The following is a 23466-nucleotide window of genomic DNA, read 5'->3' as shown; positions in this document are numbered from 1 at the left end:
CGGCGCACACCGGCGCGCCAGCCCGAGCCTACGTCCTCACCCAGGCCGGGGGCGCTGGCACACCACCGTGGGCCGGGGCGGCGGGGGCGGGACCGCCGGTGGCGCGGCGGGGGCGGGTTGCGACCCGGAGCGCGTGCTCGGGCGGGGGCCTGTTCCGTGGTGTTGGGGGCCGGCCGGGCGGTGCGTCCCGGGCGCCCGGGGCGCGACCCGGATGGCGTGGCCGAGTGGGGGCCAGCGCCTGCGCCGCCCTGCGCACCCGGGGTGCGTTCCCGGACCGTGCCCCCTGGTGGTGCCTCCACGTCGCGCCCGGGGACGGGTTGCGCCCGGGGCGCCTGCTCGGGCGGGGCCCGGCTCGGGTTCCCGAGCAGCCGGCGGCCCGGCGCCCCTCGGGTGCGTCCCCCGGGCGCGTCCACGGACTAGTTGTGCCCTCGGGTCGGGTCGGGTCTGCGGGTCGGGGCGGGGCGGTGACGCGCGCACCTGGAGCAGGTGTTCGGATTCTGGGCCTTATCATGAGGCGGATTATCGGACTATCCGAGTACATGCAATGGAATGGGGTTCGCTCCCCGCCCGCCGCCCGGCCACGGAGGAGCCCATGCCCGACCACGACTCCCCGGGCACCAACGGCCCCACGTGGCACACCGACCCCACGGCCCCCAACTGGCAGCCCGACCCGGCCGGCGAAGCCTCCTGGCACCCGGGTGCGGCCGACCACTCCACCGGTCAGCCCGCCCCGGCCGCCCACGGCTGGCACCCCGGCCCGGACGACCACCGCGCCCACCACCCCGGCCCGGACGGCCACGCCCCCCGGCCCTACGACCCGGTGGGCCACGACTGGCAGTCCGCGCCGCCCGGCGCCACTTCCTGGCAGTCCGCCCCCTCCGGCCACGGCGCCTGGCACCCCGGACCGTCGAACCACCCCGTGGGCCACCCCGACCCCGCCACGCAGAGCCCCTGGCAGCCCGGGCCGTTCGGCCACCCCGACCAGTTCGACCACGGTCCCCGGCACACCGAACCCTACGGTCACCCCGCGCACCACCCCGACCCGGCCGGCCGGAGCGCCCACCACCCCGACCGGGTCAGCCCCGGCTCCTGGAACCCCACCCCGTCAGGCCACCCCGACCAGGTCAGCCCCGGCCCCTGGCAGCCCGGCCCCGCCGCCCAGGGCCCCTGGCAGCCCGGCCCGGACGGCCGAGGCGCGCCGCACCACGGCTCGTCAGGCCTCCCCGGGCACCCCGACCCGTTCGGCCACGGCCCCTGGCAGTCCGGCCCCGCCGCCCAGGCCCCCTGGTACCCCGACCAAGTCGGCCACGGCGCGCCGCAGTACGGACCGTCAGACCACACCGCCGGACACCGCGGCCCCACCGGCCACCACGCCCCGCACCCCGGCCCCGACGGCCGAGGCGCCCCGCGCCCCAACCCGTCGCACGGCGCCGCCGGGCACCCCGACCCCGGCGGCCCCGCCGGTCACGACGCCCGGCGGCCCGGGCCGGGGCGCCGAGGCGCGTCGTCGTACGGGGCGGCGGGGCAGGGCGACGACCCGCAGGACGGCACCGGCGGCCACGGCTCCCCGCCTGCGCGGCAGGCGCCCGGGCGAGCCGCGCGCCGCGCGGCAGCCGCCGCCGGGTCCGCGGCGCCCGGTGCCCCCGTACCGCCCGGCAGGGCACACGGCAGGGCCCGGCTCGTCAAGGTCGTCGCCCTCTGCGCGGCCACCGCCGCCGGAAGCATGCTCATACTCCGGGGCAACGAGGCCCTCGCCGGCCTCGGCGCCCCCACCGCCCCGCACGGAAAACCCGCCGCGGCCGCCCCCGCCGACGCGCCCGACCCCGGCCGGGTGCTCCAGATCGTCGCGCACCCCGACGACGACCTCTACTTCATGAACCCGGACCTGCGGTACTCCATAGCCGCCGGCCACCCCGTCACCTCGGTCTACCTGACCTCCGGCGAAGCCGACGGCATCAACGCCGGCGCCGCCAAGGAAGCCTCCACCCCGGCGAACAAGCCCGCGTACGCCGAGGCCCGCCAGAACGGCATCCGCGCCGCCTACGCCCAGATGGCCACCGGCGACCGCAGCAGCCCCTGGAAGCGCACCGTCGTCCCCACCAAGGGCGGCGGCCACGCCGAGGTCGACGTCCTCGTCGCGAAGCCCGAGGTCAACCTCGTCTGGCTGCAACTGCGCGAGGCCGGCCACGTCTACGCCGACGTCCCCGACAGCCTCCACGGCCTGTGGGACGGCAAGGTCCCCCGCCTGGAGTCGATGCTCGCCTCGGGCACCCCGGTCAAGCAGAGGTTCACGTACACGAAGGACCAGGTCGTCCAGACCCTCGTCGGCTTCCTCGCGCAGTACAAGCCGACGACCATCCGCTCCCAGGACCCGACCCCCGGCCGGTTCCCGGACACCAAGCGGTACACCGACCACCAGGACCACTTCTACGGCGCCCGCTTCGCGCAGCTCGCGCTGGCCTCGTACGCGAAGGACGTCAAGGACCGCCCGCACTTCGCGGTGCAGAACTACCTCGGTTACTTCAACGGGTCGCTCCCCAGCGCGCTGGACCCGGACGAGGCCAAGGCGAAGCTGGACATCCTGGACACCTACGCCTGGCTCGACAAGCAGAACCACTGCGGCAGCGACGCCGGCTGCGGAGACCTCAAGGTCGCCGATCACCCGGCGGGCAACCGGTGGACGGATTCCATCAACTACGCGCGAGGCACCAGCACTTCCTGGCTGACCTCCGACAGCCGCCACGGCCTGTGGGCCTTCAAGGTGCTCGACGGCCAGGTCGCCGTCTGGCACCGGGCCGGGCCGATCGGCACCTGGAGCGGGCCGCGCCTGCTCCCCGGCACCGGCATGGACCAGGGCATCTCCACCGTCACCCTGAAGGACGGCCGGATCGCCGCCTTCGGCACCCGTACGTCCTTCGGCGCCAAGCCCACCGACTACAAGCGCGAGGTCGTCTACGCCCTCCAGAAGGGCCCCGGCTCCGAGGAGTTCGGGGATTGGCAGTCCCTCGGCACCCCGGAGACCGCCGACGAGAACTGGACCTCCGACATCAGCGCGCCCGCCGTATCGGTCGACGGGGCCGGGCAGTTGGCGGCGTACGTGCGCGACGGCTCGTACACCCTGCGAGGCCGTGTGCAGGCGGCGGACGGCAGTTGGGGCCCCTGGGAGCAGTACGGGGGCTCCGACCTGCACGGCACACCGGCGGCCGCGACCGACGGGGCCGGGCGGCGCATGGTGTTCGTGTCCACCACCAAGACGGTGCTGGGGTGGGTGCAGCCGAAGCCGGGCGCCCCGCTGGGCCCGGCCACGCCCACCGGGCTGCCGGACACCACGCTCCCCCTCACCGCGGAGGGCCGCGAGGGCGGGGTACGGCTGTGGTTCCGCAAGCCGGGCTCGGGCAATGTGCGTACGGCCCTGGTCACGGGCGAGGGCGGACTGAAGGTCAACAGCCTCACGGACCTCGGCGGACTGCAGGGCTTCGGCTCGGTCACGGCGAGCGGGCACGTCCTCGCGGGCCGTTCGGCGGGCGGGCTGCTGGGTGCGGACGTGGGCTCCGGCCGGCCGTGGCGGCGGTCGCCGCTGATGTTCGTCGGCGCGCCGTCGTCCACGATGACCGGCAGGAACACGGTCAGCCTGGCGGTGGTGGGGCTCGACGCGCGGCTGTACGTGACCTCGTCGGCGGACGAGCCCGACGCGTACCTCGCGCCGTGGCTGCCGGTGGGCCCGCGCAACCAGGCGCCGTAGACCACCGGGCGCCGTGGACAACCGGGCGCCGCAGACCACCGGGCGCCGTGGACCACATCCAAAGTCATCGGCGATCCCGGTGAACCAACTCCCCCCGTTCGGCCTCTCACTGACTGCACAGCGGTTCTTCCCGTCCGGAACGACCTCAAGGGTTAGCGATGCCCGTTTCCCGCCGCCGTTTCCTCCTCGCGGCCGTGCTGCCCATGCTCACCGCAGGTGCCACCGGTGTACTCGCCGTCGCCTCCGGCCAGCAGACGGCGGCCGAGGCCACCCAGACGCGCAACCCCGCCGCCGAACTGCCCGTGAGCACCACGGCCGGATCGGTCGTACAGATCGTCGCCCACCCCGACGACGACCTGTTCTTCATGAACCCCGACCTCAGCCGCTCGCTGACGGCCGGCACCCCGGTCACCACCGTCTACCTCACCTCCGGCGAGTCCGACGGCCGCAACCAGGCCCACGGCGCGGCCGCCAAGGACCCGGACCAGCCCGCCGACCGCGCCCACTACGCGGAGGCCCGGCAGAACGGCATCCGCTCCGCCTACGCCCAGATGGCCACCGGCGACCGCGCCGCCCCCTGGCAGCGCACGGTCATAGCCACGGCCGGCGGCGGCCGGGCCGAGCTCGACGTGCTCGTCGCCCGGCCCCAGGTCAACCTCGTCTGGCTGCAACTGCGCGAGGCCCGCAACTCCTTCAGCGACAACCCCGACAGCCTGCGCGGCCTGTGGAACGGCCGGATACCGGCGCTGGAGCCCCAGTTGGCCAACGGCACCCCGGTCCGGCAGCCGTACACGTACACCAAGGACCAGGTGATACGGGCGATGGCCGGACTCCTGGGGCAGTACCGGCCGACGACGATACGGATACAGGATCCGACCCCGGGGCGGTACGCCGAGACCGGCAGGTACACCGACCACCAGGACCACATGTACGGGGCGCGGTTCGCGCAGGCCGCGACGGCACGGTACGCCGCCGACGTGCCGGTCGGGGAGCGGCCGCGGTTCACCGTCCAGAACTACCTCGGCTACCACAACAGCACCCTCCCGCACGCGCTGGACCCGCAGACGGCCGAGACGAAGACCGGCTACCTGAAGACGTACGCCTGGCACGACCGCGAGAACTACTGCGGCAGCCCCTCGGGTTGCGGCGACCGCAAGGTGGCGGGCAGCCCGACCGGCCGCAACTGGGCGCAGTCGCTGCGCTACGCCCGCGGGGACAGCGCGTCGTGGCTGGTGGAGGGCGTGCCCGGCCGGCTGTACGCGTTCTCCCCGCTGGACGGCCGGATGGCCGTCTGGAGCCGCGGCCCGGGCCCGGGGGCCGACTGGACCGGACCGGCCCTGCTGCCCGGCACCGGCATCGACCCGGGCGCGACCACCGCCCGCTTCCCCGACGGGCGCGTCGCGGTCCTCGCCACCCGTACGGTCCTGGGCGAGCGGCCGCAGGACTACCGGCGCGAGATCGTGTACGCCGTCCAGTCCGCGCCCGGCGGCCCGTTCGGGACGTGGCAGTCGCTCGGCACCCCCGAGGCGGACGACGAGGACGGCACCTCGGCGATCAGCACCCCCTCGGCGGCGGTGACGGCCGACGGCCGCCTGGCCGTGTACGTCCGCGACGCGCACCGCACGCTGCGGGCCCGCGAGCAGCAGCCGGGCGGTGGCTTCGGCGAGTGGCTGCGGCTCGGCGGGGAGGACCTGCAGAGCGATCCGGTGACGGTGACGGACGCCGCCGGGCGGCGCCACCTGTACGCCACCACCACCAAGTCGGTACTGGCCTGGACCTCCGCGGACGCGGCCGGCGCGCTGCGGGGCCCGTTCCCGACGGGGCTGCCCGCCACCACCGTCCCGCTGACGGCGGCGCCGGAGGGCGCGGGCGTCCGCCTGTACTTCCGGCGGCCGGACTCGGGGGTCGTGCGTACCGCCCTGGCCACGGCGGGCGGCGGCGGTACCGGGAAGCCGGCCGTCTCCAGCGTCTCGGAGGCCGGCGGGCGGGCCGGCTACGGCGCGGTCGGCGTCGCGGGCCGGCTGCTGTCCGGGCGCGCGGACTCCGGCACCGTCAGCACGACGGGCCTGGGCGGGCCGCCCGCGTGGACGGAGTCCCGGATGCTGTTCGCGGGTGCCCCGGCGGGCGTCCAGGAGGCGGACGGCGCGACCACGACGGCGGTCCTGGGGCTGGACGCAGAGCTCCACGTCGTGGGCTCCCTGCCCCATCCCGCCCGTACCGTCTGGCACCGGGCGGTCCCCGACTCTGCGCGATAACTCCCTTAAGGGGCAAAGATGTTGTGTCAGCCCGTCCTCCTTGGCAGACTCGGGCCGGGCCGGTGATCATCACCGGCCCTTCCTGACGCACACTTCACGGGGGATCCAGAGTGCACTTCCGCATGTCCACGCGCGCCCGCAGACTCACCCGCTCGGCCGCCCTGGTGGCGCTGACCCTGCCGCTGGCGGCCGGGCTCCTCGGCACCACCGCGGCGCAGGCCGCCCCGGTCGGCACGGGCCAGTTCCACTGGGCCGGGGACCCGGGCGAGGGCGGCGACGACCAGGCCCGCTGGTACGACACCAAGCAGGGCGACCGCTTCGACGTCACCACCTCGGCCGACCGCAACTCGATCCGGGTCACGATCAACCGCGCGGGCGACCCGTGGACGGCCGAGTTCGCCGCGCCGGCCGGCCAGGCGCTCGCGGTGGGCTCGTACACGGAGGCCGTGCACTTCCCGGCCCCCGCGGACTCGGGCGCCCCGGCCATGCTCGTCAACGGCTACCGCGCCGGCTGCGACAGCCTGACCGGCGGCTTCTGGATCGGTGCGCTGGAGTTCGGCGCGGACGGCAAGCTGAAGACCCTCAACGCCCGCTTCGAGCAGGACTGCGACGACCGCAACGTCCTGTCCGGCACGCTGAGCCTGAGCTCCACCGTGACGCCGACGCCCGTCCCGCTCAAGACCGGCGTCACCATCGCGGGCACCGGCAAGGCCCTGTCCTCGAACGGCAAGGCGCTCCTGCACGGCACCGTCACCTGCAACAAGCCGACCAGCGTGTACGTGAACGGCCCGGTCACCCAGGTCACCAACACCGAGGTACTGAACGGCGTCATCGGGGTCTCGGTTCCCTGCACCCCGGGCAAGGCGGTCGCCTGGCAGGGCGAGGTGAACCTCCCCTGGCAGCCGAACAGCCGCTTCACCAAGGGCCAGGTCCGCGCCGAACTGCACACGTACGCCGATGACCCCGAGACGGGCCAGGGCAGCATCTCCCCCGCGGTGGTCAAGGTCGTGACCCTCTCGAAGGGCTGACCCGGCCCATCCCCGGGGCGCGACCGCGCCCCGGGGCAGCCGGAGGCCTCTACTGGGCGCCGAGGCGGGTGCGCATCAGCGCCATGACCTCGGCGACCTTCTTCCGGACCTCTGCCAGCTTCTCGGGCGGGCCGCCCATGTAGACGGAGACGGCTTTGTGCCCCGTCCGGCCCATCAGCAGGACGTACGACACGTTCGCCTTGGTGCCGTCGTCGTAGGCGGTCAGCTTGCCGTCCTCGGAGAACACCTCGTCGAAGCCGGACAGTTGCGGGGCGATCGATTCGTGCACGTCCGCCCAGCGGGCTTTGCCCATGCGCGGCGCCGTGCAGCGATGGACCGCGTCCTTGTAGTCGGCGACGAATTCGTGTGCCGTGCGGTCGTCCACGTACACCGCCGCCTGAGAGGTGGCCGAGAGGGTTTGTTCGTCGTGCTGCACTGCGCGTAGGACCGTGGCGAGGGTGCCCGTCCGGGCGGGCTTCTCGAACAGCTCGCAATCGGCCCCGACCGTGGTCTCCGGGGCCGGGTCGTACTCGTACGGGTCGCTCCGCACGTAGCCGGCGCCCCAGTCCGCGGGTGAGAGCGGCACCGCCGACACGATCTTGTGCGCCTCCGCGACCGCGGACGTGGTGTCCGGGGAAGACGGCGCATCACCCCCCTTCGACGGACCGCCGCCGCCTCGCATCAGCAGCGCCAAGCCCACCGCCAGCACCACGGCCACCCCGGTGACGACCAGGGCGACGCTCCGCCGAGAACGCTTCCTGGAGGGTTCGGGACGGGGCGCGGGAGTGGGAGCGGGACCTTGGCCGGCCTGATCGGGCGGCGGGCGAGAGCCCGGGGGCGGGGCCGATCCCATGAGGGTCGTCATCACCGGGGGCCTGGGGTGCTCGGGCGGCGGCGCCTCCGAAACGACGGTCTGCTGAACCGGGTTGAGCCGGTCGGCGATGAGGCCGAGCCTGCGCACCGCCTCCTCCCCCTCCATCCGCTGCGCGGGGTCCTTGGCCAGCAGCCCCTGGATGACCGGGGCCAGCTCCCCTGCCCGGAGCGGCGGGGTGGGGTCCTCCGTGAGCAGGGCGGCCAGCGTGGCGGAGGCGGAGTCCCGTTCGAAGGGACCGGCCCCCTCCACCGCGAAGTACAGGGTCGCGCCGAGTGCGAACAGGTCGGCCGCTGGGGTCGGCGGTTCGCCGCGGGCTCGCTCCGGCGCCATGTAGGGCGGGGAGCCGAGGATGCCCGCGGTGCCGGTCAGGCGCGGGTCGCCGGAGCTCGGTTCGAGTGCGATGCCGTAGTCGGCGAGGAACACCTTGCCGCGCTCGGCGTACTGCCCGGAATTCACGCCGGAGCGCGTCAGGAGGATATTGGCCGGTTTGACGTCGCGGTGCAGGATCCCGAGCCGGTGGCCCTCCAGCAGGGCGTCCAGGACCGCCAGCCCGATCCGCGCGACCTCCCGGGGCGGCAGCGGCCCGTCCGCGCGCACGACCGCGTCCAGATCGGTCGCGCCGGGGACGAACGCCATGACGATCCACGGCAGGCCGGTGTCCTCCACGATGTCGTGCACGGTGACCACATGGGGGTGGTCGCGCAGCCGCGCGGCGTGGCGGGCTTCTCCGCGGGCCCGGGCGATCCGGCTGCCCACCTCGGATTCCGGGAGGTCCGGCGGCAGGGCGATCTCCTTGAGGGCGACCTCGCACGCCAGTTCCTGGTCGTAGGCGAGCCACACCTTGCCCATGCCTCCGGCGCCGAGCTGGCGCAAGAGCCGGTACCGCCCGGCGATCACGCGCCCGGCGGCCTCGTGTGCTCCTGTCATGGCTCTGCCTCTTCCAGGATGGCCAGCAGGTTCCCCGGCGATCGGTGTGAGCCCCCTCTCCACAGGTATCGCATACCGTCTGATAGCCGGGCAAACGGAGAACCCACGCCGGAACCACCCGGTCAGAGCCCCGGGGCCGCGTCGAAACGGCCACGGGCGGCATCCCCAAGTCGGGCGCCCTGCCGCACAGGTTCGACCGAACGGGTGACCGCGGATCACCGGTCCGCCCCGCCGCCCCCGGGGCGGACGACACGACTCCGGGCCGGCGGTCACCGACCGCCGGCCCGGAATGCCGTACCCGCCCCGAGAGGCTTTGACCTGCCCCTACAACACCGGGAGGTTCTTGCGGAGTTCGAAGGCCGTGACCTCCGAGCGGTATTCCTCCCACTCCTGCTTCTTGTTGCGGAGGAAGAAGTCGAAGACGTGTTCGCCGAGGGTTTCGGCGACCAGTTCGCTGCGCTCCATCAGGGCGATGGCCTCGCCGAGGTTCTGCGGGAGGGGTTCGATGCCCATCGCGCGGCGTTCGGCGTCGGAGAGGGCCCAGACGTCGTCGTCGGCGCCCGCCGGGAGTTCGTAGCCCTCCTCGATGCCCTTCAGGCCCGCGGCCAGGAGGACGGCGTACGTGAGGTACGGGTTCGCGCCCGAGTCGATCGAGCGGACCTCGACGCGCGAGGAGCCGGTCTTGCCCGGCTTGTACATCGGGACGCGGATCAGGGCGGAGCGGTTGTTGTGGCCCCAGCAGATGTACGAGGGGGCCTCGCCGCCGGAGCCGGCGGTGCGCGAGGAGCCGCCCCAGATGCGCTTGTAGGAGTTGACCCACTGGTTGGTGACCGCCGCCGTTTCGGCGGCATGGCGCAGCAGGCCCGCGATGAAGGAGCGGCCGACCTTCGAGAGCTGGTACTCGGCGCCCGACTCGTAGAAGGCGTTGCGGTCGCCCTCGAAGAGGGAGAGGTGGGTGTGCATGCCCGAGCCGGGGTATTCGGAGAACGGCTTCGGCATGAAGGTGGCCTGGACGCCCTGTTCCAGGGCGACCTGCTTCATGACCAGGCGGAAGGTCATGATGTTGTCGGCCGTGGAGAGCGCGTCGGCGTAGCGCAGGTCGATCTCCTGCTGCCCCGGAGCACCCTCGTGGTGGCTGAACTCCACCGAGATGCCCATGGATTCGAGCATGGTGATCGCCTGGCGGCGGAAGTCCATGCCCACGTTCTGCGGAGTGTGGTCGAAGTAGCCGGAGTTGTCGGCGGGGACCGGGCGGGTGCCGTCCAGCGGCTTGTCCTTCAGCAGGAAGAACTCGATCTCCGGGTGGGTGTAGAAGGTGAAGCCCAGGTCGGAGGTCTTGGCCAGGATGCGCTTGAGGACGTAGCGGGGGTCCGCGAAGGACGGCGAGCCGTCCGGCATCAGGATGTCGCAGAACATCCGGGCGGTCCCGGGGGCCTCGGCGCGCCACGGCAGTATCTGGAAGGTGCTCGGGTCCGGCTTGGCGATCATGTCCGACTCGTAGACCCGTGCGAAGCCCTCGATCGCGGAGCCGTCGAAGCCGATGCCCTCGTCGAAGGCCTGCTCCAGCTCCGCGGGCGCGACCGCGACGGACTTGAGGAAGCCCAGTACGTCGGTGAACCACAGGCGCACGAAGCGGATGTCGCGCTCCTCGAGCGTCCGGAGGACGAATTCCTGCTGCTTGTCCATACCTTCATCCTCGCAGTTCAGGCGGCCTGTGCACCACTGCCCCGGGTCTCGGGGGCACAGTCGGGCCGGCCCAGTATCGCCAGCGGTGGTTTCCGCCACATTACGCACCCCGCAAACCTCGTGGCACCCCCGCACTGACCCAGCACCCGTCATGAGCATTACCATCGGCGCCCATGGGGGGCTGGGAGCAGGCCGAGGGGGTACGCCACAGGCGTACCGCGGCTCGGCGTGCCGTTCTGCCGGGTGCCTTCGGGGTGCTCCTCCTCGCCGCCGTGTTCCTCGCCACCGGGCTCCTGTGCGCCCGGCCCGGCGCGGCCCCGGCCGAGGACCGGTTCGCGGTGCTCGACGCCCACGCCGCGCACGACCCGCACGGCACGCACGCCTTCTGCGCGTCCCCGTACGACCTGCCCGGCTGCGGCCCCCATGCGCATGCGACCCCCGGCGTGCTGCCCGTCCCGCCGCCCGCCGTGGCCGTGGCGGGGACCGGCCCGGTCCCGGCCGCCCGGCCCGCGCACACGGGTCGCGGCCGCCCGCCCGGGACGCTCGCGCGCGCCCCTGACCTGTACGCACTCCAAGTCCTGCGGACCTGACGGGTCCGGCGTCGTCACATCTCTCCTCCACCCCCCTCAGCAGAAGGAATCAGGGCACATGGCCAGCAGGACGTCCGACAGCAACAACTCCCGTCAAGCGCGCATAGCCGAGATGCGCCGCGCCGAGCGGGCGCGCGACCGGCGCAACAAGGCCATCGCGATCACCGTCTCGGCGGCCGTCGTCGCCGGGCTCATCGGCTTCGGCGCCTGGGTGATGATCGACCAGCAGAACAAGAAGGACGCCGAGGAGGCGGCCCGCAAGGCCCCCGTCAACGGCGAGCAGAGCTGGGACGCCGCGAAGCTCGGCCGCAACCACGTCGAGACCCCGGTGAAGTACGAGATGAACCCGCCCGTCGGCGGGGACCACCACCCCCGCTGGATGAACTGCAACGGCGACGTCTACAAGAACCCGCTCCCCCAGGTGAACGCGGTCCACTCGCTGGAGCACGGCGCGGTCTGGGTGACGTACAACGAGAAGGCCGCCAAGGCCGACGTCGACAAGCTCGCCGAGACGGTCGGCAAGACCCCGTACACACTGATGAGCCCGGACAAGGAGCAGGCCGGGACGATCATGCTCAGCGCGTGGGGCAAGCAGCTGACCGTCGAGAACGCGGCCGACCCCCGCGTCGCGCAGTTCTTCACCAAGTACGTGCAGGGCCCGCAGACCCCCGAGCCCGGCGCGGCCTGCACGAACGGGCTGGCCGACAAGTGAGCCGTACGTACTGGGCCGCGGGCGCGGCCGTCGTCCTGGCGCTGCTGTTCGCGGTGGGGGCCACGGTCGCCACCGCGAGCGGCGGCACCGGGGCAGGCGGTTCCGGTACGTCCTCCCGCGCCCCGGGGCTCCACTCGCCGGACGCCGGCTTCGCCCGGGACATGGCGGTGCACCACCAGCAGGCGGTGGAGATGTCCTTCATCGTGCGCGACCGCACCGGGGACGAGGCGGTGCGCAGCCTCGCCTACGACATCGCCAACACCCAGGCCAACCAGCGCGGCATGCTGCTGGGCTGGCTGGACCTGTGGGGGCTGCCGAAGGTGGTGGCCGACGAGCCGCCGATGTCCTGGATGGGGACCGGTGGCGAGCACTCCGCGCACTCCGCGCACGAGGCCAAGCCGGGCGCGCTGATGCCCGGCATGGCCACCAAGGAGGAGCTGGCGCAGCTCGGCACCCTGAGCGGCCGGGACGCGGAGGTGCTCTACCTCCAGCTGATGACCGACCACCACAAGGGCGGCGTCACCATGGCGCAGGGCTGCGCCACCCAGTGCGAGACCCCCACCGAGCGGGCGCTGGCCCAGGGCATGGTGGCGGCGCAGGAGTCGGAGCTCACCCTGATGGCCGACATGCTGGCGAAGCGCGGGGCCGCACCGCGCGGCTGACCCGAAGGAGCGGAACGCACGCCCGTACGGTCACCCGTACGGGCGTGCGTTCCCCCGTTTGGAGTCGCGCGGTCCGAACGGCGGCACGACGATGGAGACGCCGGGACCGGAGCGCGTCCGCGTCCGGTCGCCACGGCGCAGGGAGGTTTACGCGATGACCACCGCCGGAGACATCATGCATCCCGGGGCCCAGTGGATCCCCGCCACCGAGACCCTGGACCGGGCCGCTCAGCTGATGGCGCGCCTCAATGTGGGCGCGCTGCCCATCAGCGACAAGACGGAACGGCTCTGCGGCATCCTCACCGACCGCGACATCGTGGTCGGCTGTGTGGCCAAAGGCCACGACCCGTCGAAGGTCACCGCGGGCGACATGGCCCGGGGCACGCCGCGCTGGATCGACGCGGGCGCCGACGTCTCCGAGGTGCTGGAGGAGATGCAGGACCACCAGATCCGGCGACTGCCGGTGATCAAGAACAAGAAGCTCGTGGGCATGATCAGCGAGTCCGACCTGGCCAAGCACCTCTCCGATCAGCAGATAGCGGGCTGGGCGGAGAAGGTCTACGCCCGCAGCTGAGGCCCGTCGGCCGCACCGACCGCGTCCGCGTCGGCTGCGTAGGCCGCGTCCGCCGTGTTGAGGACCGCCCCGGCCACCTGGCCGGGGCGGTCCAGCATGACCAGGTGCCCGGCCGGCTCGGCGACCTCGAACCGGGCTCCGAGCACGTCGGCGAGCTCCGCCTGGCGGGCGAGCCAGCGCAGGGCGCCCGCGCGCGCCGAGCCGTCGTACCCGACGAGCACGGTGGCGGGGGCCGTCAGCGCGTGCGTCCGGCGCAGGGCCGGGACCTCGGCGGCCACGTCCAGGTAGCGGGAGTTCTCCAGCAGGGCCCCCCGCCAGACCCGGCCGGTGCGGTAGCAGCGGCGTACGAGGTCCCGCGCGGCCGGGTCGCCGCCGCCGGCGCGGGAGGCCCGTACGGTGGCCCGCCGGGCCCACGGCCCCAGCGCGGCCGGCAGCCCGGCGGCGGTCAGCGCCCGGCCGAACGCGCGGGCGGCGCCGGTGCGCAGCCCGGCGGGCAGCAGCGCACGGGGGGCCTCCTCGACGCTGGAGTCGACCAGCACCACGGCGGCGGTCCGCTCCGGGGACAGGCGGGCGAAGGCCTCGGCGTGGAACCCGGCGATGGAGTGCCCGACCACGGTCACCGGGCCGGGCAGGCCCAGCGCGTCCAGCAGCCCGGCGATCCGGCGGGCCTCCCCGGCGGCGGTCGGCGGCTCGGCGGCCGGGCCGCTCAGGCCGTGTCCTGGGCGGTCGAACCGGACGACCGTACGGCCCGCGGCGACGAGCAGTTCGGCTACCGGGTCCCAGTCGAACCAGGCCATGGCCAGCCCGGCGCTGAGCACGCACACCGGCCCCTCGCCCTCGACGACCACGTGCAGCGGGACCCCGCCGACCCGGACGAACCGGCCGACGCCATCGGCGTTCGCAGTCATGGTCACGTACGGCGCTCCTTGTGCACGGAGTACGCGAGCAGCGCCAGCCAGACCGCCACCAGCAGCACCTGTAGCCGCTGTCCGGCGCCGAGCGCCCAGGTCCCGCGGCCGGCGGTGAACAGGGCGATGGCGGACAGCGTCCAGACGGTGGCGAGCAGTTCGAGCACGACGACCGCGGGGCCGAACCGGGCGAGCGGCGCGAACCAGCCGTAGCGGCGGGCGGCGACCATCAGGGCGACTATCCCGACGAGCGCGCCGGTCATGGCGAGGCTGCTGCTGACGGCATGGGCCTGATGGGTGGCGGGGACCAGTCCGGCGGTCTCCCGGGCGGCGCATTCCGGGTCCGCGGTGGGCGTGCAGCTCAGCGGCAGCCAGGCATCGGCGGCGGTGGCCGCGCCGAAGAGGGTGACGCCGGCCCAGCCGACGACCGCCCAGGGGCGGCGGGACTCGGGGCGCCGGACGAGCCGGAGCAGGGCCAGCGCCCCGCCGAGGAAGGCGAGCAGTCCGGCGGTGAAGTCGGTGGCCCGGAAGAGGCCGCCGAGCGGCTGGTCCTGGGCGGCGAGTTCGCTGACGTACGTCTCGATGGGGTTGAGGCCGGTGGAGAGCACGACTTCGAGCACCCACGCGGTGTAGGCCGCGGCGCCGAGGCCGATGAGGGCGGCGACCGGCCATGAGTGCGGCGCGGTGCGGGCGCTGTTGTCACGAGACCTGATGGACATAATGTGACTAATCCTAAACACGGCGGCACCGGTCCTACGATCGGATACCCACCCCGGGTAGGGTTCCGTCCATGACACGCCCTGCCCTGCGTTTCGCGCGACGAGCTGTCCGGTGGCCCCGGCTGCTGCTGCTCGCCGCGCTGCTGCTCGGCATCGTGACCATGCACACGCTGGGCCATCCGGCGCAGGGCCACGCCGTGGAGGACGCACCGACGGGCCATTCCGTTGCCCGCGCCGCCGCGCACGCACCGGCCGGTGCCGACACACCCGGTGCACCGGACGCACCCGGCGGCACTGCGCACACGCCCGGCCTCGCACACGGCCTTGCGCCCGCCCTCGCACCCGGTGTCCTCGCGGACCAGCCGGCAGCCGGGGCGCCCCTGTCCGGCATCGGCATGGACCCCATGTCCGTCTGCCTCGCCGTACTGGCCGGGCTCACCCTGCTGTTCCTCGGAGCCGGACCGGCCGGCCCGCGCCGTGCCGCGCCGCTCGGGGGCGCGGCCCGCGCGCCGGGCCGGTCCGGCGGTCCGGACCCGCCGCCACCCCGTGAACTCCTCACCCGGCTGGCGGTGCTGCGCGTATAGGACGGGCCCCGCTGTCGCCCCCGCATGCCCGCGGGGCGGCGGCAGACGGCGCCCATCCGACCGCACCACACAGCCACGAGGTGCTCCACCATGCGCTCTTCCCGCGCTCCCCACACCTTCCCCTCGCTCCCCTCCCTCCGCTCCCTTCCCTCCCGCCGCGCCGTGCTCGGCGCCACCGCGGCCGTCGCCGGCTCCGGGCTGCTCGCCGCCTGCTCCGGGGGGTCCGGCATGGCCGGCATGGACCACGGCTCCGGCTCCATGGACCACGGCGGCGCCTCCGCCGCCCCGGCCGCCCCCGGCGGCTACGTCGACCCGGCCGGCCCCGAGGTCCGGGCCGCCGAGGCCGCCCGCAAGGCCTCCGGCCCGCTCACCGAGGTCCGGCTCACGGCCACCGCCACCCCGCTCGACCTCGGCGGCGGGCTCTCCGTCCGCTCATGGGCGTACGGGGACCGGCTCCCCGGGCAGGAGGTACGGGTCGCCGCGGGCGGCACGCTCGCCCTGACCCTGGCCAACCACCTCCCCGAGGCCACCTCCCTGCACTGGCACGGCCTGGCGCTGCGCAACGACATGGACGGTGTCCCGGGGCTGACCCAGCGGGACATCGCCCCGGGCGGCTCCTTCACGTACCGCTTCGCCGTCCCGCACCCGGGGACGTACTGGTTCCACCCGCACTCCGGGGTCCAGCAGGACCGCGGACTGTACGCCCCGCTGATCGTCGAGGACCCGAAGGAGCCGCTCTCCTACGACAAGGAGTGGGTGGTGGTCCTCGACGACTGGCTCGACGGGGTCGAGGGCTCCACCCCCGACGCCGTGCTCGCCGAACTCCGCAAGGGCATGGGCACGGGCTCGGGCGGATCCGGCGGATCCGGCGGCGGCCACGCGGGCCACGGCAGTACGGGGAGCAGCGCCGCTCCCGCCACCGGCGGCCCGTCCCGCGTCCTCATGGGCGGCGACAGCGACGTGCTCGGCAAGGACGCGGGGGACGTCGCGTACCCGCACTACCTCGTCAACGGCCGGACCCCGCAGGACCCGTCGGTCTTCACCGCGCGCCCCGGCGAGCGGATCCGGCTGCGGATCGTCAACGCGGGCGGGGACACCGCCTTCCGCATCGCCCTCGGCGGCCACGAGCTGACGGTCACCCACACCGACGGCTACCCGGTCGAGCACGTCACCGCCCGCTCCCTGCTCCTGGGCATGGGCGAGCGGTACGACGTCCTGGTCACCGCCGGGGACGGGGTGTTCCCGCTGACGGCGCTCGCCGAGGGCAAGGGAGGCTCGGCACTCGCGCTGCTGCGCACCGGTTCGGGCGCGGCGCCCACCGCCGCGACCCGGCCCGCCGAGCTGTCCGGGCGACCGCTGACGGCGGAGGGGCTGAAGGCCGCCGAACCGGCCGCGCTCGCCCCGCGCGAGCCCGACCGTACGGTCAGGATCAAGCTGACCGGCGGGATGGCCGCGTACGACTGGGCCTTCGACGGCAAGCCGTACGCGGCGGACCAGCGGCACCCCGTGAAGGCGGGCGAACGGGTCCGGCTGGAGTTCAGCAACTCCACGTCGATGTGGCACCCGCTCCACCTGCACGGGCACACCTTCGCCCTCGGCGGGCGGGCCGGCGGGGCCCGCAAGGACACCGCGATCGTCCTGCCGAACGGGACCTTGACGGCCGACTTCGACGCCGACAACCCCGGGCTGTGGATGGTGCACTGCCACAACGTGTACCACTCGGAGGCCGGGATGATGACGGTGCTCGGGTACCGGCGCTAGTACCGCGTCGGGCAACGTTTGCCCCGAGGAGCGGCGTTCGGTGCGTGCTCTCGGCGTGCCGGCCGCAAGCCCTCGTACTGGACGTACTTGGGCTTGCGGCCGGTGCGGCGAGAGTGCGTGCCGGACGCCGCGACGGGCGAACGTTGCCCGACGCGGCGCTAGGTCCCCGCGGTCCGGCCCGGCGCGGGGTTCGCGCCGGGCCGGACCCGGCCGCCGGGCCCGAAAGCAGGGGCGGGCCCGCTCCGTGACGTGGCAGGGTGGTGATCATCACGCGCCCACTGCGACTGCGACACGAGGATTCACCCGGTATGAGCACCCCGCCGAACCCGCCCAGCACCCCGCCCGGTCCGCCGGCGGAGCCCACGGGCACATCCGTACCCGAAACCGCCTCCATACCGGCCCCCGCGAATCCCCCGTCGCTGGAGAAGCCCCTGACCCCGGCCCCCGAGCCCACCCCGGCCAACCCGGCCGAGGCGAACGCCGTCCCCACCCCGGTCGCGGAGCCCATACCCCCCGCCCCCGCGCCGTTCGCCCCCGTGGCCCCCGCTCCCACGGGAGCCCCGTACGCCGCCGTGCCCGGAGCCCCGTACACCGCCGCCGCCGGCGGCCCCGGCGGCCCCGGCGGCCCCGGCTGGGGCGGCGCGCCGTACCCCGGCTACCCGGCCCCGCAGGACACCAACGGCCTGGCCGTCGCCGCGCTGGTCCTCGGGCTGCTGGGCCTCGTCATCGGCCCCATCCCGATCGTCTTCTGGTTCGGCGGCCTCCTGTCCGCCGTCGGCGTCGGCCTCGGCATCGCAGCCGTGGTCCGCTCCCGCTCCGGCGCCCCGCGCGGCACGATGGCCACCGTGGGCACCGTCCTCGCCGTCCTCGGACTCGGGGCGTCGGTCGGCGGCTTCTTCCTCACCGGCGCTGTCTTCGAGCGGATCGACCGGGACCTCGACCGCGAATACCGGCAGAGCCTCGACCAGTACCCCGAACTGCCGAGCACCCGGCCGTCGGCGCCGGCGCCGAAGCCGTCCCCGTCGCCCTCCCAGGTCCCCGGCCTGACCAGCGCGCTGCCGTTCGGCGAAACGTTCACGTACCCCAACGGCGTCAAGGTGAGCCTGTCGAAGCCGAAGAAATACGTCACGAAGAACGACTACCAGAAGGTCGGCAACGCGGTGCAGACGACCGTCACGATCACCAACGGCTCGTCCCAGACCATCAACGTCATCTACGCGGTCCCCAACCTCCGCGGCGCGGACGGCATGACCGGCAAGCCGGTCTTCGACGGCACCGTGCCGAAGATGATCAGGGGTGACATCCTGCCGGGCGCATCGGCCAGCGGGGTCGTCGCCTTCGAGGTCCCCGAGGGCAGCCGGGAGGTCACGGCCGACATCACCCCCGGAGGCCTGCTGCCCGCCGTGAAGTACGCGGGCCCGGTCGGCTGAGCCGGCCGCCGGACCGCCCGACTCCGGCACGAAAAGAGCGGGGCCCAGGACATCGCGTCAGAAAGACGATTAGACTGGGCCCCGTGCCTCAACTTCGCCTCGCTCTGAATCAGATCGACTCGCATGTCGGCAACATCGCCGCCAACGCCGACTCGGTCGTCCACTGGACCCGGCACTCCGCCGAGCAGGGCGCCCACTTGGTGGCGTTCCCGGAGATGATGCTGACCGGGTACCCCGTAGAGGACCTCGCCCTGCGCGACTCCTTCGTCGAGGCCTCGCGCGCCGCACTCCGCGAGCTCGCCGCGCGGCTGGCGGCCGAGGGGCTCGGCGAACTGCCGGTCGTCGTCGGCTACCTCGACCGCACCGAGAGGGCGACGCCCCGGCTCGGCCGCCCGGCCGGCTCCCCGGAGAACGCGGCGGCCGTGCTGCACCGCGGCGAGGTCGTCCTGCGCTTCGCCAAGCACCACCTCCCCAACTACGGCGTGTTCGACGAGTTCCGCTACTTCGTGCCCGGCGACACCCAGCCGGTGATCCGGGTGCACGGCGTGGACGTGGCCCTGGCCATCTGCGAGGACCTCTGGCAGGAGGGCGGCCGGGTCCCGGCCACCCGCTCCGCCGGGGCCGGGCTGCTGATCTCCGTCAACGCCTCCCCGTACGAGCGCAACAAGGACGACCTGCGCCTGGAACTGGTGCAGAAGCGGGCCCAGGAGGCCGGCTGCACCCTGGCTTACCTGGCGATGATGGGCGGCCAGGACGAGCTGGTCTTCGACGGCGACTCGATCGTCGTCGACAGCTCCGGCGAGGTCATCGCGCGCGCCCCGCAGTTCTCCGAGGGCTGCGTCCTCGTGGACCTGGACCTGCCGGCCGCCGCCGCGAACGCCCCCGAGGGCGTGGTGGACGACGGGCTGCGCATCGACCGGGTGATCCTCTCCGAGGAGCCGGTGGAGCCGTACGAGCCGGTCGTGACCGGCGGCTACGCCGACCGCCTCGACGACGACGAGGAGATCTACGACGCGCTGGTCGTGGGCCTGCGCGCGTACGTCAGGAAGAACGGGTTCCGCTCCGTCCTGATCGGGCTCTCCGGCGGCATCGACTCGGCGCTCGTGGCGGCCATCGCCTGCGACGCGATCGGTGCGCAGAACGTGTACGGCATCTCGATGCCCTCGAAGTACTCCTCGGACCACTCCAAGGGCGACGCGGCCGACCTGGCCGAGCGCACCGGCCTGAACTTCCGCACGGTGCCGATCGAGCCGATGTTCGACGCGTACATGGGCTCGCTGGGCCTGACCGGCCTGGCGGAGGAGAACCTCCAGTCCCGGCTGCGCGGCACCATGCTGATGGCGGTGTCCAACCAGGAGGGCCACATCGTGCTGGCGCCGGGCAACAAGTCGGAGCTGGCCGTGGGCTACTCCACCCTGTACGGGGACTCGGTGGGCGCGTACGGCCCGATCAAGGACGTGTACAAGACGGACGTCTTCCGCCTCGCCGAGTACCGCAACCGGGCGGCGGCCGAGCGCGGCGAGACCCCGCCGATCCCCGAGAACTCCATCGTGAAGCCCCCGAGCGCCGAGCTGCGCCCGGGTCAGGTGGACACGGACTCGCTGCCGGACTACCCCGTCCTCGACGCGATCCTGGCGATGTACGTGGACCGCGACCAGGGGCTGGAGGCGATCGTCGAGGCCGGCTTCGAGGGCGAGCTGGTCGCGAAGACCCTGCGCATGGTGGACACGGCGGAGTACAAGCGCCGGCAGTACCCGCCGGGCACGAAGATCTCCGCGAAGGGCTTCGGCAAGGACCGCCGCCTCCCGATCACGAACGGGTGGCGCGAGCAGGCTTGACGCTCATCCCGCCTGAAGGCGGGAGATTCCCACCGTGCCGCCGCTGCTTCCAGCGGGTGCGTGGTGGTTCCTGTTTCATCACCCGCCGCCCGGCATGCCGGGTCTTACGTGGGCTCCGCAGGCGTTTCACGTGTCCGGGCGTCCCTCGGCCACGATGCGCCGTCCTTCGCGGCGGAGATTGAGTTCTGCATTCTCGTCCCGGTCGTGGACTGCTCCGCAGGAGCACACCCAGTGGCGGACCTTGAGTCCTTCCAGTCCCCTGGGTCCCTCGATCGATCCGCAGGCGGAGCACAGTTGCGTGCTGGGGAACCAGCGGGAGACCTTGGCGAAGGTACGCCCGTACCGTGCGCATTTGGCTTCGAGGGTGCGGGCGAACATGCCGGGGGACTGGTCGTGGACGGACTTGCCGCGCTTGCCCTTGGCCACGCGGGCGCACCCGAACGCCCTTGCCAACGCCGTGCGCTGGGTGGCGTGCGGGTACACGCGGAAGGAGTACCGCAGCTGCATACCAACGATCGTACTACGGTTGGTTTATGGCTGACTATCAGAACATCCGCACAGGTCGGCACTGCACTTTCATCCTCCACGCCCACTTGGTTTTCGTGACGAAGTACCGGCACAAGGTCTTCAACGACCAGCACGTCCACCCCCTGGTGAACCTCCCCCCGAAGGCCGCCCTGTCCAAGCTGGTCAACAGCTTGAAGGGCGTCAGCTCCCGCCGACTCCGCCAGGAGTTCCCCGGCCTCGTCCGCCACTTCTGGCGGGCACAACGACTCTGGTCCGGCTCGTACTTTGCCGGGTCAGTTCGGCGGGGCCTCGTTGTCGATGGTCCATCAGTACATCGAGCAGCAGAATCGCCCGCCGTGACGCGCGGGTCAGAGCAGTCCTGAGAATCGCTTCACCACCGGGCCAAAGCCCGATGCACTGCGACTAGTCCCGGTAGCAGCTGTGCGCGGGTCTCACCGGAGACCCGCGCACGGCGTACCCGCTACGGTTTGACGGTGAGGCGGGCCGCGACCGGGAGGTGGTCGCTGCCCGTGCGGGGCAGGGTCCAGGAGGCCTCCGGCTTGATGCCGCGGACCATGATCTGGTCGATGCGGGCCATCGGGAACTGCGCGGGCCAGCTGAAGCCGAAGCCGTCGCCCGCCGCGCCCTGGGTGGAGCGCATCTGCGAGGTGACCTCGGACAGGGCGCGGTCGTTCATGGTGCCGTTGAGGTCGCCGAGCAGGATGACGTTCTTCAGCGGTTCGGCGGCGAGCGCGGCGCCCAGCGCGTCGGCGCTGTTGTCGCGCTGGTTGGCGGTGAAGCCGGCCTTCAGCTTGACCCGTACCGAGGGCAGGTGGGCGACGAAGGCGGCGACCTGCCCGTGGGGGGTGTCCACGGTGGCGCGCATGGCGCGGGTCCAGCCCATCCGGATGTCGACCGGCTGGCTGGCGGTCAGCGGGAACTTGCTCCACAGGCCGACCGTGCCCTCGACCGAGTGGTACTTGTACGTCCCCGCCAGGGCCTTCTCGTAGACGGGGACGGCGCTGCCCTTGAGCTCGGTCAGGGCCAGGATGTCGGCGCCGGACTTGGCGACCGATTCGGCGGTGCCGCGGGGGTCGGTGTTGTCGGCGTCGACGTTGTGGGTGGCGACCATGAGGTTTCCGCCGGAGCCGGACTTGTCGGTGACCAGGCCGCCGAAGAGGTTCGCCCAGACCACGGCCGTCAGCAGTATCGCGATCAGCGCGGTGGCGGACTTGCGGATCACGGCGCCGACCAGCAGGACCGGGACGGCCAGGCCCAGCCAGGGCAGGAAGGTCTCGGTGAGGCTGCCGAGGTTGCCGACGTCGTTGGGCAGCTCGGCGTGGAAGATCATGACGAGGGAGAGCAGCGCGGCGAGGCCGGCCAGTACGAGCCCGCGGCGCCAGATGCCCGGGTCGCGCCTCAGTTCGGCCAGCCGGCGCCGGAACGGGGATCCGGAGGGCTCGGGATCCGAGCCGCCGTTCCCCGATTCCGTCATGTACGCCTGTGCCATGCCACTGCCCTCGCTGCCGTGCTCGCGCTCCGTTCCCGCCTCTTGACCCTAGGCGATGAGCGGAGCCTTCCGTGCCGTTTGTCCCGGCCGTACGTCCGGGAGGACGAACGGCCATGCGGACGCAGTTCCGGTTGTCACGAAACGCGCACATTCGCTCGCGCACCCCTGGGGCCGGCCAGGAGTGTGACGAACCGGGCCTCGCGCCACTTCCGCCCCGGGCCGGACGAGTGCCACCATGGTGAGTGAGTCCGGGGACGCCGTGAGGGCGCCTCGAGATGACATCAAGGAGCAGTTGCAATGACGCATGCCGTTTCGCCTGCCCGCGAAGCCGCCTCCCCCACCCTGTACGGAGGCACGGGCACCCGGCGCATCACCGTCCGCGACCTCACCCTCGCCAAGGAGCGCGGCGAGAAGTGGCCCATGCTGACCGCCTACGACGCGATGACCGCGTCGGTCTTCGACGAGGCCGGCATCCCGGTCATGCTCGTCGGTGACTCGATGGGCAACTGTCACCTCGGCTACGAGACCACCGTCCCGGTCACGATGGACGAGATGACCCTGCTGTCGGCGGCCGTGGTGCGGGGCACCAGCCGGGCCCTGATCATCGGCGACCTGCCGTTCGGCTCGTACCAGGAAGGCGCCGTGCAGGCGCTGCGCAGCGCCACCCGCCTCGTCAAGGAGGCCGGGGTCGGCGCGGTCAAGCTGGAGGGCGGCGAGCGCTCGCTGGCCCAGACCGAGCTGATCGTGCAGTCCGGCATCCCCGTCATGTCGCACCTGGGCCTGACCCCGCAGTCCGTGAACGCCATGGGCTACCGGGTGCAGGGCCGCGGCGACGAGGCCGCGCACCAGCTGCTGCGCGACGCGAAGGCCGCGCAGGACGCGGGCGCCTTCGCGGTGGTGCTGGAGCTGGTCCCGGCCGAGCTGGCCGCCGAGGTCACCCGGTCCCTGCACATTCCGACGGTCGGCATCGGCGCGGGCGCGGAGTGCGACGCGCAGGTGCTGGTGTGGACGGACATGATGGGCCTGACGAGCGGGAAGCTGCCGCGCTTCGTCAAGCAGTACGCGAACATCCGCCGGACGATGGGCGACGCGGCGAAGGCCTTCGCCGAGGACGTGGTCGGCGGAACGTTCCCGCAGGCGGAGCACGCCTTCCACTAGT

18 protein-coding genes and 1 pseudogene are annotated in these 23466 nt (G+C 73.2%); 13 read left to right on the top strand and 6 right to left on the bottom strand.

Annotated elements, in window-relative coordinates:
• Nucleotides 1–592 precede the first annotated feature (592 nt).
• The 3 genes from AB0M99_RS04840 to AB0M99_RS04830 all read left to right on the top strand — a co-directional run bounded on the left by AB0M99_RS04840 (nt 593) and on the right by AB0M99_RS04830 (nt 7025).
• Nucleotides 593–3742 carry a PIG-L family deacetylase gene (locus AB0M99_RS04840; protein ID WP_365917228.1) on the top strand — a complete coding sequence of 1050 codons (3150 nt, stop codon included), beginning with the start codon at nt 593–595 and terminating at the stop codon, nt 3740–3742.
• Nucleotides 3743–3900: 158 nt separating this feature from the next.
• Nucleotides 3901–5997 carry a PIG-L family deacetylase gene (locus tag AB0M99_RS04835; protein ID WP_365917227.1) on the top strand — a complete coding sequence of 699 codons (2097 nt, stop codon included), beginning with the start codon at nt 3901–3903 and terminating at the stop codon, nt 5995–5997.
• Nucleotides 5998–6119: 122 nt separating this feature from the next.
• A complete protein-coding gene (locus tag AB0M99_RS04830; RefSeq protein ID WP_365917226.1) occupies nt 6120–7025 on the top strand; it encodes a hypothetical protein in 906 nt (301 codons plus the stop codon).
• A 49-nt stretch (nt 7026–7074) separates the two neighbouring features.
• On the opposite strand, the gene AB0M99_RS04825 is transcribed toward AB0M99_RS04830, so the two are convergent.
• Nucleotides 7075–8826, bottom strand: a complete 1752-nt coding sequence (locus AB0M99_RS04825; RefSeq protein WP_365917225.1) for a serine/threonine-protein kinase — start codon at nt 8824–8826, stop codon at nt 7075–7077.
• Nucleotides 8827–9150: 324 nt separating this feature from the next.
• Nucleotides 9151–10512, bottom strand: coding sequence for a glutamine synthetase family protein (locus AB0M99_RS04820; RefSeq protein WP_365917224.1), 1362 nt, complete (start codon nt 10510–10512; stop codon nt 9151–9153).
• A gap of 173 nt (nt 10513–10685) precedes the next feature.
• On the opposite strand from AB0M99_RS04820, the gene AB0M99_RS04815 reads away from it, so the two are divergent.
• The 4 genes from AB0M99_RS04815 (at nt 10686) to AB0M99_RS04800 (ending at nt 13050) form a co-directional block, all read left to right on the top strand.
• The gene (locus AB0M99_RS04815) at nt 10686–11102 is read left to right on the top strand and encodes a hypothetical protein (protein WP_365917223.1); all 417 of its coding nucleotides are present in this window, start codon (nt 10686–10688) and stop codon (nt 11100–11102) included.
• 58 nt (nt 11103–11160) lie between these two features.
• The gene (locus AB0M99_RS04810) at nt 11161–11814 is read left to right on the top strand and encodes a DUF3105 domain-containing protein (protein ID WP_365917222.1); all 654 of its coding nucleotides are present in this window, start codon (nt 11161–11163) and stop codon (nt 11812–11814) included.
• A complete protein-coding gene (locus AB0M99_RS04805) occupies nt 11811–12476 on the top strand; it encodes a DUF305 domain-containing protein (RefSeq protein WP_365917221.1) in 666 nt (221 codons plus the stop codon). The genes AB0M99_RS04810 and AB0M99_RS04805 overlap by 4 nt, the downstream gene beginning before the upstream one ends.
• Nucleotides 12477–12630: 154 nt before the next feature.
• Nucleotides 12631–13050 carry a CBS domain-containing protein gene (locus AB0M99_RS04800; RefSeq protein WP_365917220.1) on the top strand — a complete coding sequence of 140 codons (420 nt, stop codon included), beginning with the start codon at nt 12631–12633 and terminating at the stop codon, nt 13048–13050.
• Here the strand turns inward: AB0M99_RS04800 and AB0M99_RS04795 are convergent.
• Nucleotides 13035–13958 carry an alpha/beta hydrolase gene (locus AB0M99_RS04795; RefSeq protein WP_365917381.1) on the bottom strand — a complete coding sequence of 308 codons (924 nt, stop codon included), beginning with the start codon at nt 13956–13958 and terminating at the stop codon, nt 13035–13037. The genes AB0M99_RS04800 and AB0M99_RS04795 overlap by 16 nt on opposite strands.
• 2 nt (nt 13959–13960) lie before the next feature.
• The gene (locus AB0M99_RS04790) at nt 13961–14677 is read right to left on the bottom strand and encodes a DUF998 domain-containing protein (protein WP_365917219.1); all 717 of its coding nucleotides are present in this window, start codon (nt 14675–14677) and stop codon (nt 13961–13963) included.
• A gap of 71 nt (nt 14678–14748) precedes the next feature.
• Here AB0M99_RS04790 and AB0M99_RS04785 point away from each other — a divergent pair, with 71 nt between their 5' ends.
• The 4 genes from AB0M99_RS04785 to AB0M99_RS04770 all read left to right on the top strand — a co-directional run bounded on the left by AB0M99_RS04785 (nt 14749) and on the right by AB0M99_RS04770 (nt 20290).
• A complete protein-coding gene (locus tag AB0M99_RS04785; RefSeq protein ID WP_365917218.1) occupies nt 14749–15261 on the top strand; it encodes a hypothetical protein in 513 nt (170 codons plus the stop codon).
• A gap of 90 nt (nt 15262–15351) precedes the next feature.
• Nucleotides 15352–17022 carry a multicopper oxidase family protein gene (locus tag AB0M99_RS04780; RefSeq protein WP_365917217.1) on the top strand — a complete coding sequence of 557 codons (1671 nt, stop codon included), beginning with the start codon at nt 15352–15354 and terminating at the stop codon, nt 17020–17022.
• 308 nt (nt 17023–17330) lie between these two features.
• Entirely contained in the window at nt 17331–18452 is a 1122-nt protein-coding gene (locus AB0M99_RS04775) for a hypothetical protein (protein ID WP_365917216.1), read from the top strand.
• Nucleotides 18453–18535: 83 nt separating this feature from the next.
• Nucleotides 18536–20290 (top strand): NAD+ synthase, encoded by a 1755-nt coding sequence (locus AB0M99_RS04770; protein ID WP_365917215.1) that lies wholly within the window; start codon nt 18536–18538, stop codon nt 20288–20290.
• Between the two features lie 126 nt (nt 20291–20416).
• Here the strand turns inward: AB0M99_RS04770 and AB0M99_RS04765 are convergent, their stop codons facing one another.
• On the bottom strand, nt 20417–20797 hold the full coding sequence (locus AB0M99_RS04765) for a zinc ribbon domain-containing protein (RefSeq protein WP_365917214.1): 381 nt from the start codon (nt 20795–20797) through the stop codon (nt 20417–20419).
• Nucleotides 20798–20823: 26 nt separating this feature from the next.
• Here AB0M99_RS04765 and tnpA point away from each other — a divergent pair.
• Nucleotides 20824–21157 (top strand): annotated as a pseudogene (gene tnpA / locus AB0M99_RS04760) (IS200/IS605 family transposase).
• Between the two features lie 121 nt (nt 21158–21278).
• Here the strand turns inward: tnpA and AB0M99_RS04755 are convergent.
• A complete protein-coding gene (locus AB0M99_RS04755) occupies nt 21279–22307 on the bottom strand; it encodes an endonuclease/exonuclease/phosphatase family protein (protein WP_365917213.1) in 1029 nt (342 codons plus the stop codon).
• A 297-nt stretch (nt 22308–22604) separates the two neighbouring features.
• On the opposite strand from AB0M99_RS04755, the gene panB reads away from it, so the two are divergent.
• Nucleotides 22605–23465 (top strand): 3-methyl-2-oxobutanoate hydroxymethyltransferase, encoded by an 861-nt coding sequence (panB, locus tag AB0M99_RS04750; RefSeq protein ID WP_365917212.1) that lies wholly within the window; start codon nt 22605–22607, stop codon nt 23463–23465.
• Nucleotide 23466: the final 1 nt, after the last annotated feature.

The sequence above is a fragment of the Streptomyces sp. NPDC051183 genome (assembly GCF_040682455.1).
GTDB lineage: Bacteria > Actinomycetota > Actinomycetes > Streptomycetales > Streptomycetaceae > Streptomyces.
The sequence above is the reverse complement of the archived record's forward strand: the minus strand, read 5'-3'. Positions and strand labels throughout refer to the sequence as shown.

Bases quoted from the DNA above. Each gene is read 5' to 3' on its own strand.
- AB0M99_RS04840 (WP_365917228.1), top strand. From the start codon at position 593: ATGCCCGACCACGACTCCCCGGGCACCAACGGCCCCACGTGGCACACC.
- AB0M99_RS04835 (WP_365917227.1), top strand. From the start codon at position 3,901: ATGCCCGTTTCCCGCCGCCGTTTCCTCCTCGCGGCCGTGCTGCCCATG.
- AB0M99_RS04830 (WP_365917226.1), top strand. From the start codon at position 6,120: ATGTCCACGCGCGCCCGCAGACTCACCCGCTCGGCCGCCCTGGTGGCG.
- AB0M99_RS04825 (WP_365917225.1), bottom strand. From the start codon at position 8,826: ATGACAGGAGCACACGAGGCCGCCGGGCGCGTGATCGCCGGGCGGTAC.
- AB0M99_RS04820 (WP_365917224.1), bottom strand. From the start codon at position 10,512: ATGGACAAGCAGCAGGAATTCGTCCTCCGGACGCTCGAGGAGCGCGAC.
- AB0M99_RS04815 (WP_365917223.1), top strand. From the start codon at position 10,686: ATGGGGGGCTGGGAGCAGGCCGAGGGGGTACGCCACAGGCGTACCGCG.
- AB0M99_RS04810 (WP_365917222.1), top strand. From the start codon at position 11,161: ATGGCCAGCAGGACGTCCGACAGCAACAACTCCCGTCAAGCGCGCATA.
- AB0M99_RS04800 (WP_365917220.1), top strand. From the start codon at position 12,631: ATGACCACCGCCGGAGACATCATGCATCCCGGGGCCCAGTGGATCCCC.
- AB0M99_RS04795 (WP_365917381.1), bottom strand. From the start codon at position 13,958: ATGACTGCGAACGCCGATGGCGTCGGCCGGTTCGTCCGGGTCGGCGGG.
- AB0M99_RS04790 (WP_365917219.1), bottom strand. From the start codon at position 14,677: ATGTCCATCAGGTCTCGTGACAACAGCGCCCGCACCGCGCCGCACTCA.
- AB0M99_RS04785 (WP_365917218.1), top strand. From the start codon at position 14,749: ATGACACGCCCTGCCCTGCGTTTCGCGCGACGAGCTGTCCGGTGGCCC.
- AB0M99_RS04780 (WP_365917217.1), top strand. From the start codon at position 15,352: ATGCGCTCTTCCCGCGCTCCCCACACCTTCCCCTCGCTCCCCTCCCTC.
- AB0M99_RS04775 (WP_365917216.1), top strand. From the start codon at position 17,331: ATGAGCACCCCGCCGAACCCGCCCAGCACCCCGCCCGGTCCGCCGGCG.
- AB0M99_RS04765 (WP_365917214.1), bottom strand. From the start codon at position 20,797: ATGCAGCTGCGGTACTCCTTCCGCGTGTACCCGCACGCCACCCAGCGC.
- AB0M99_RS04755 (WP_365917213.1), bottom strand. From the start codon at position 22,307: ATGGCACAGGCGTACATGACGGAATCGGGGAACGGCGGCTCGGATCCC.
- panB (WP_365917212.1), top strand. From the start codon at position 22,605: ATGACGCATGCCGTTTCGCCTGCCCGCGAAGCCGCCTCCCCCACCCTG.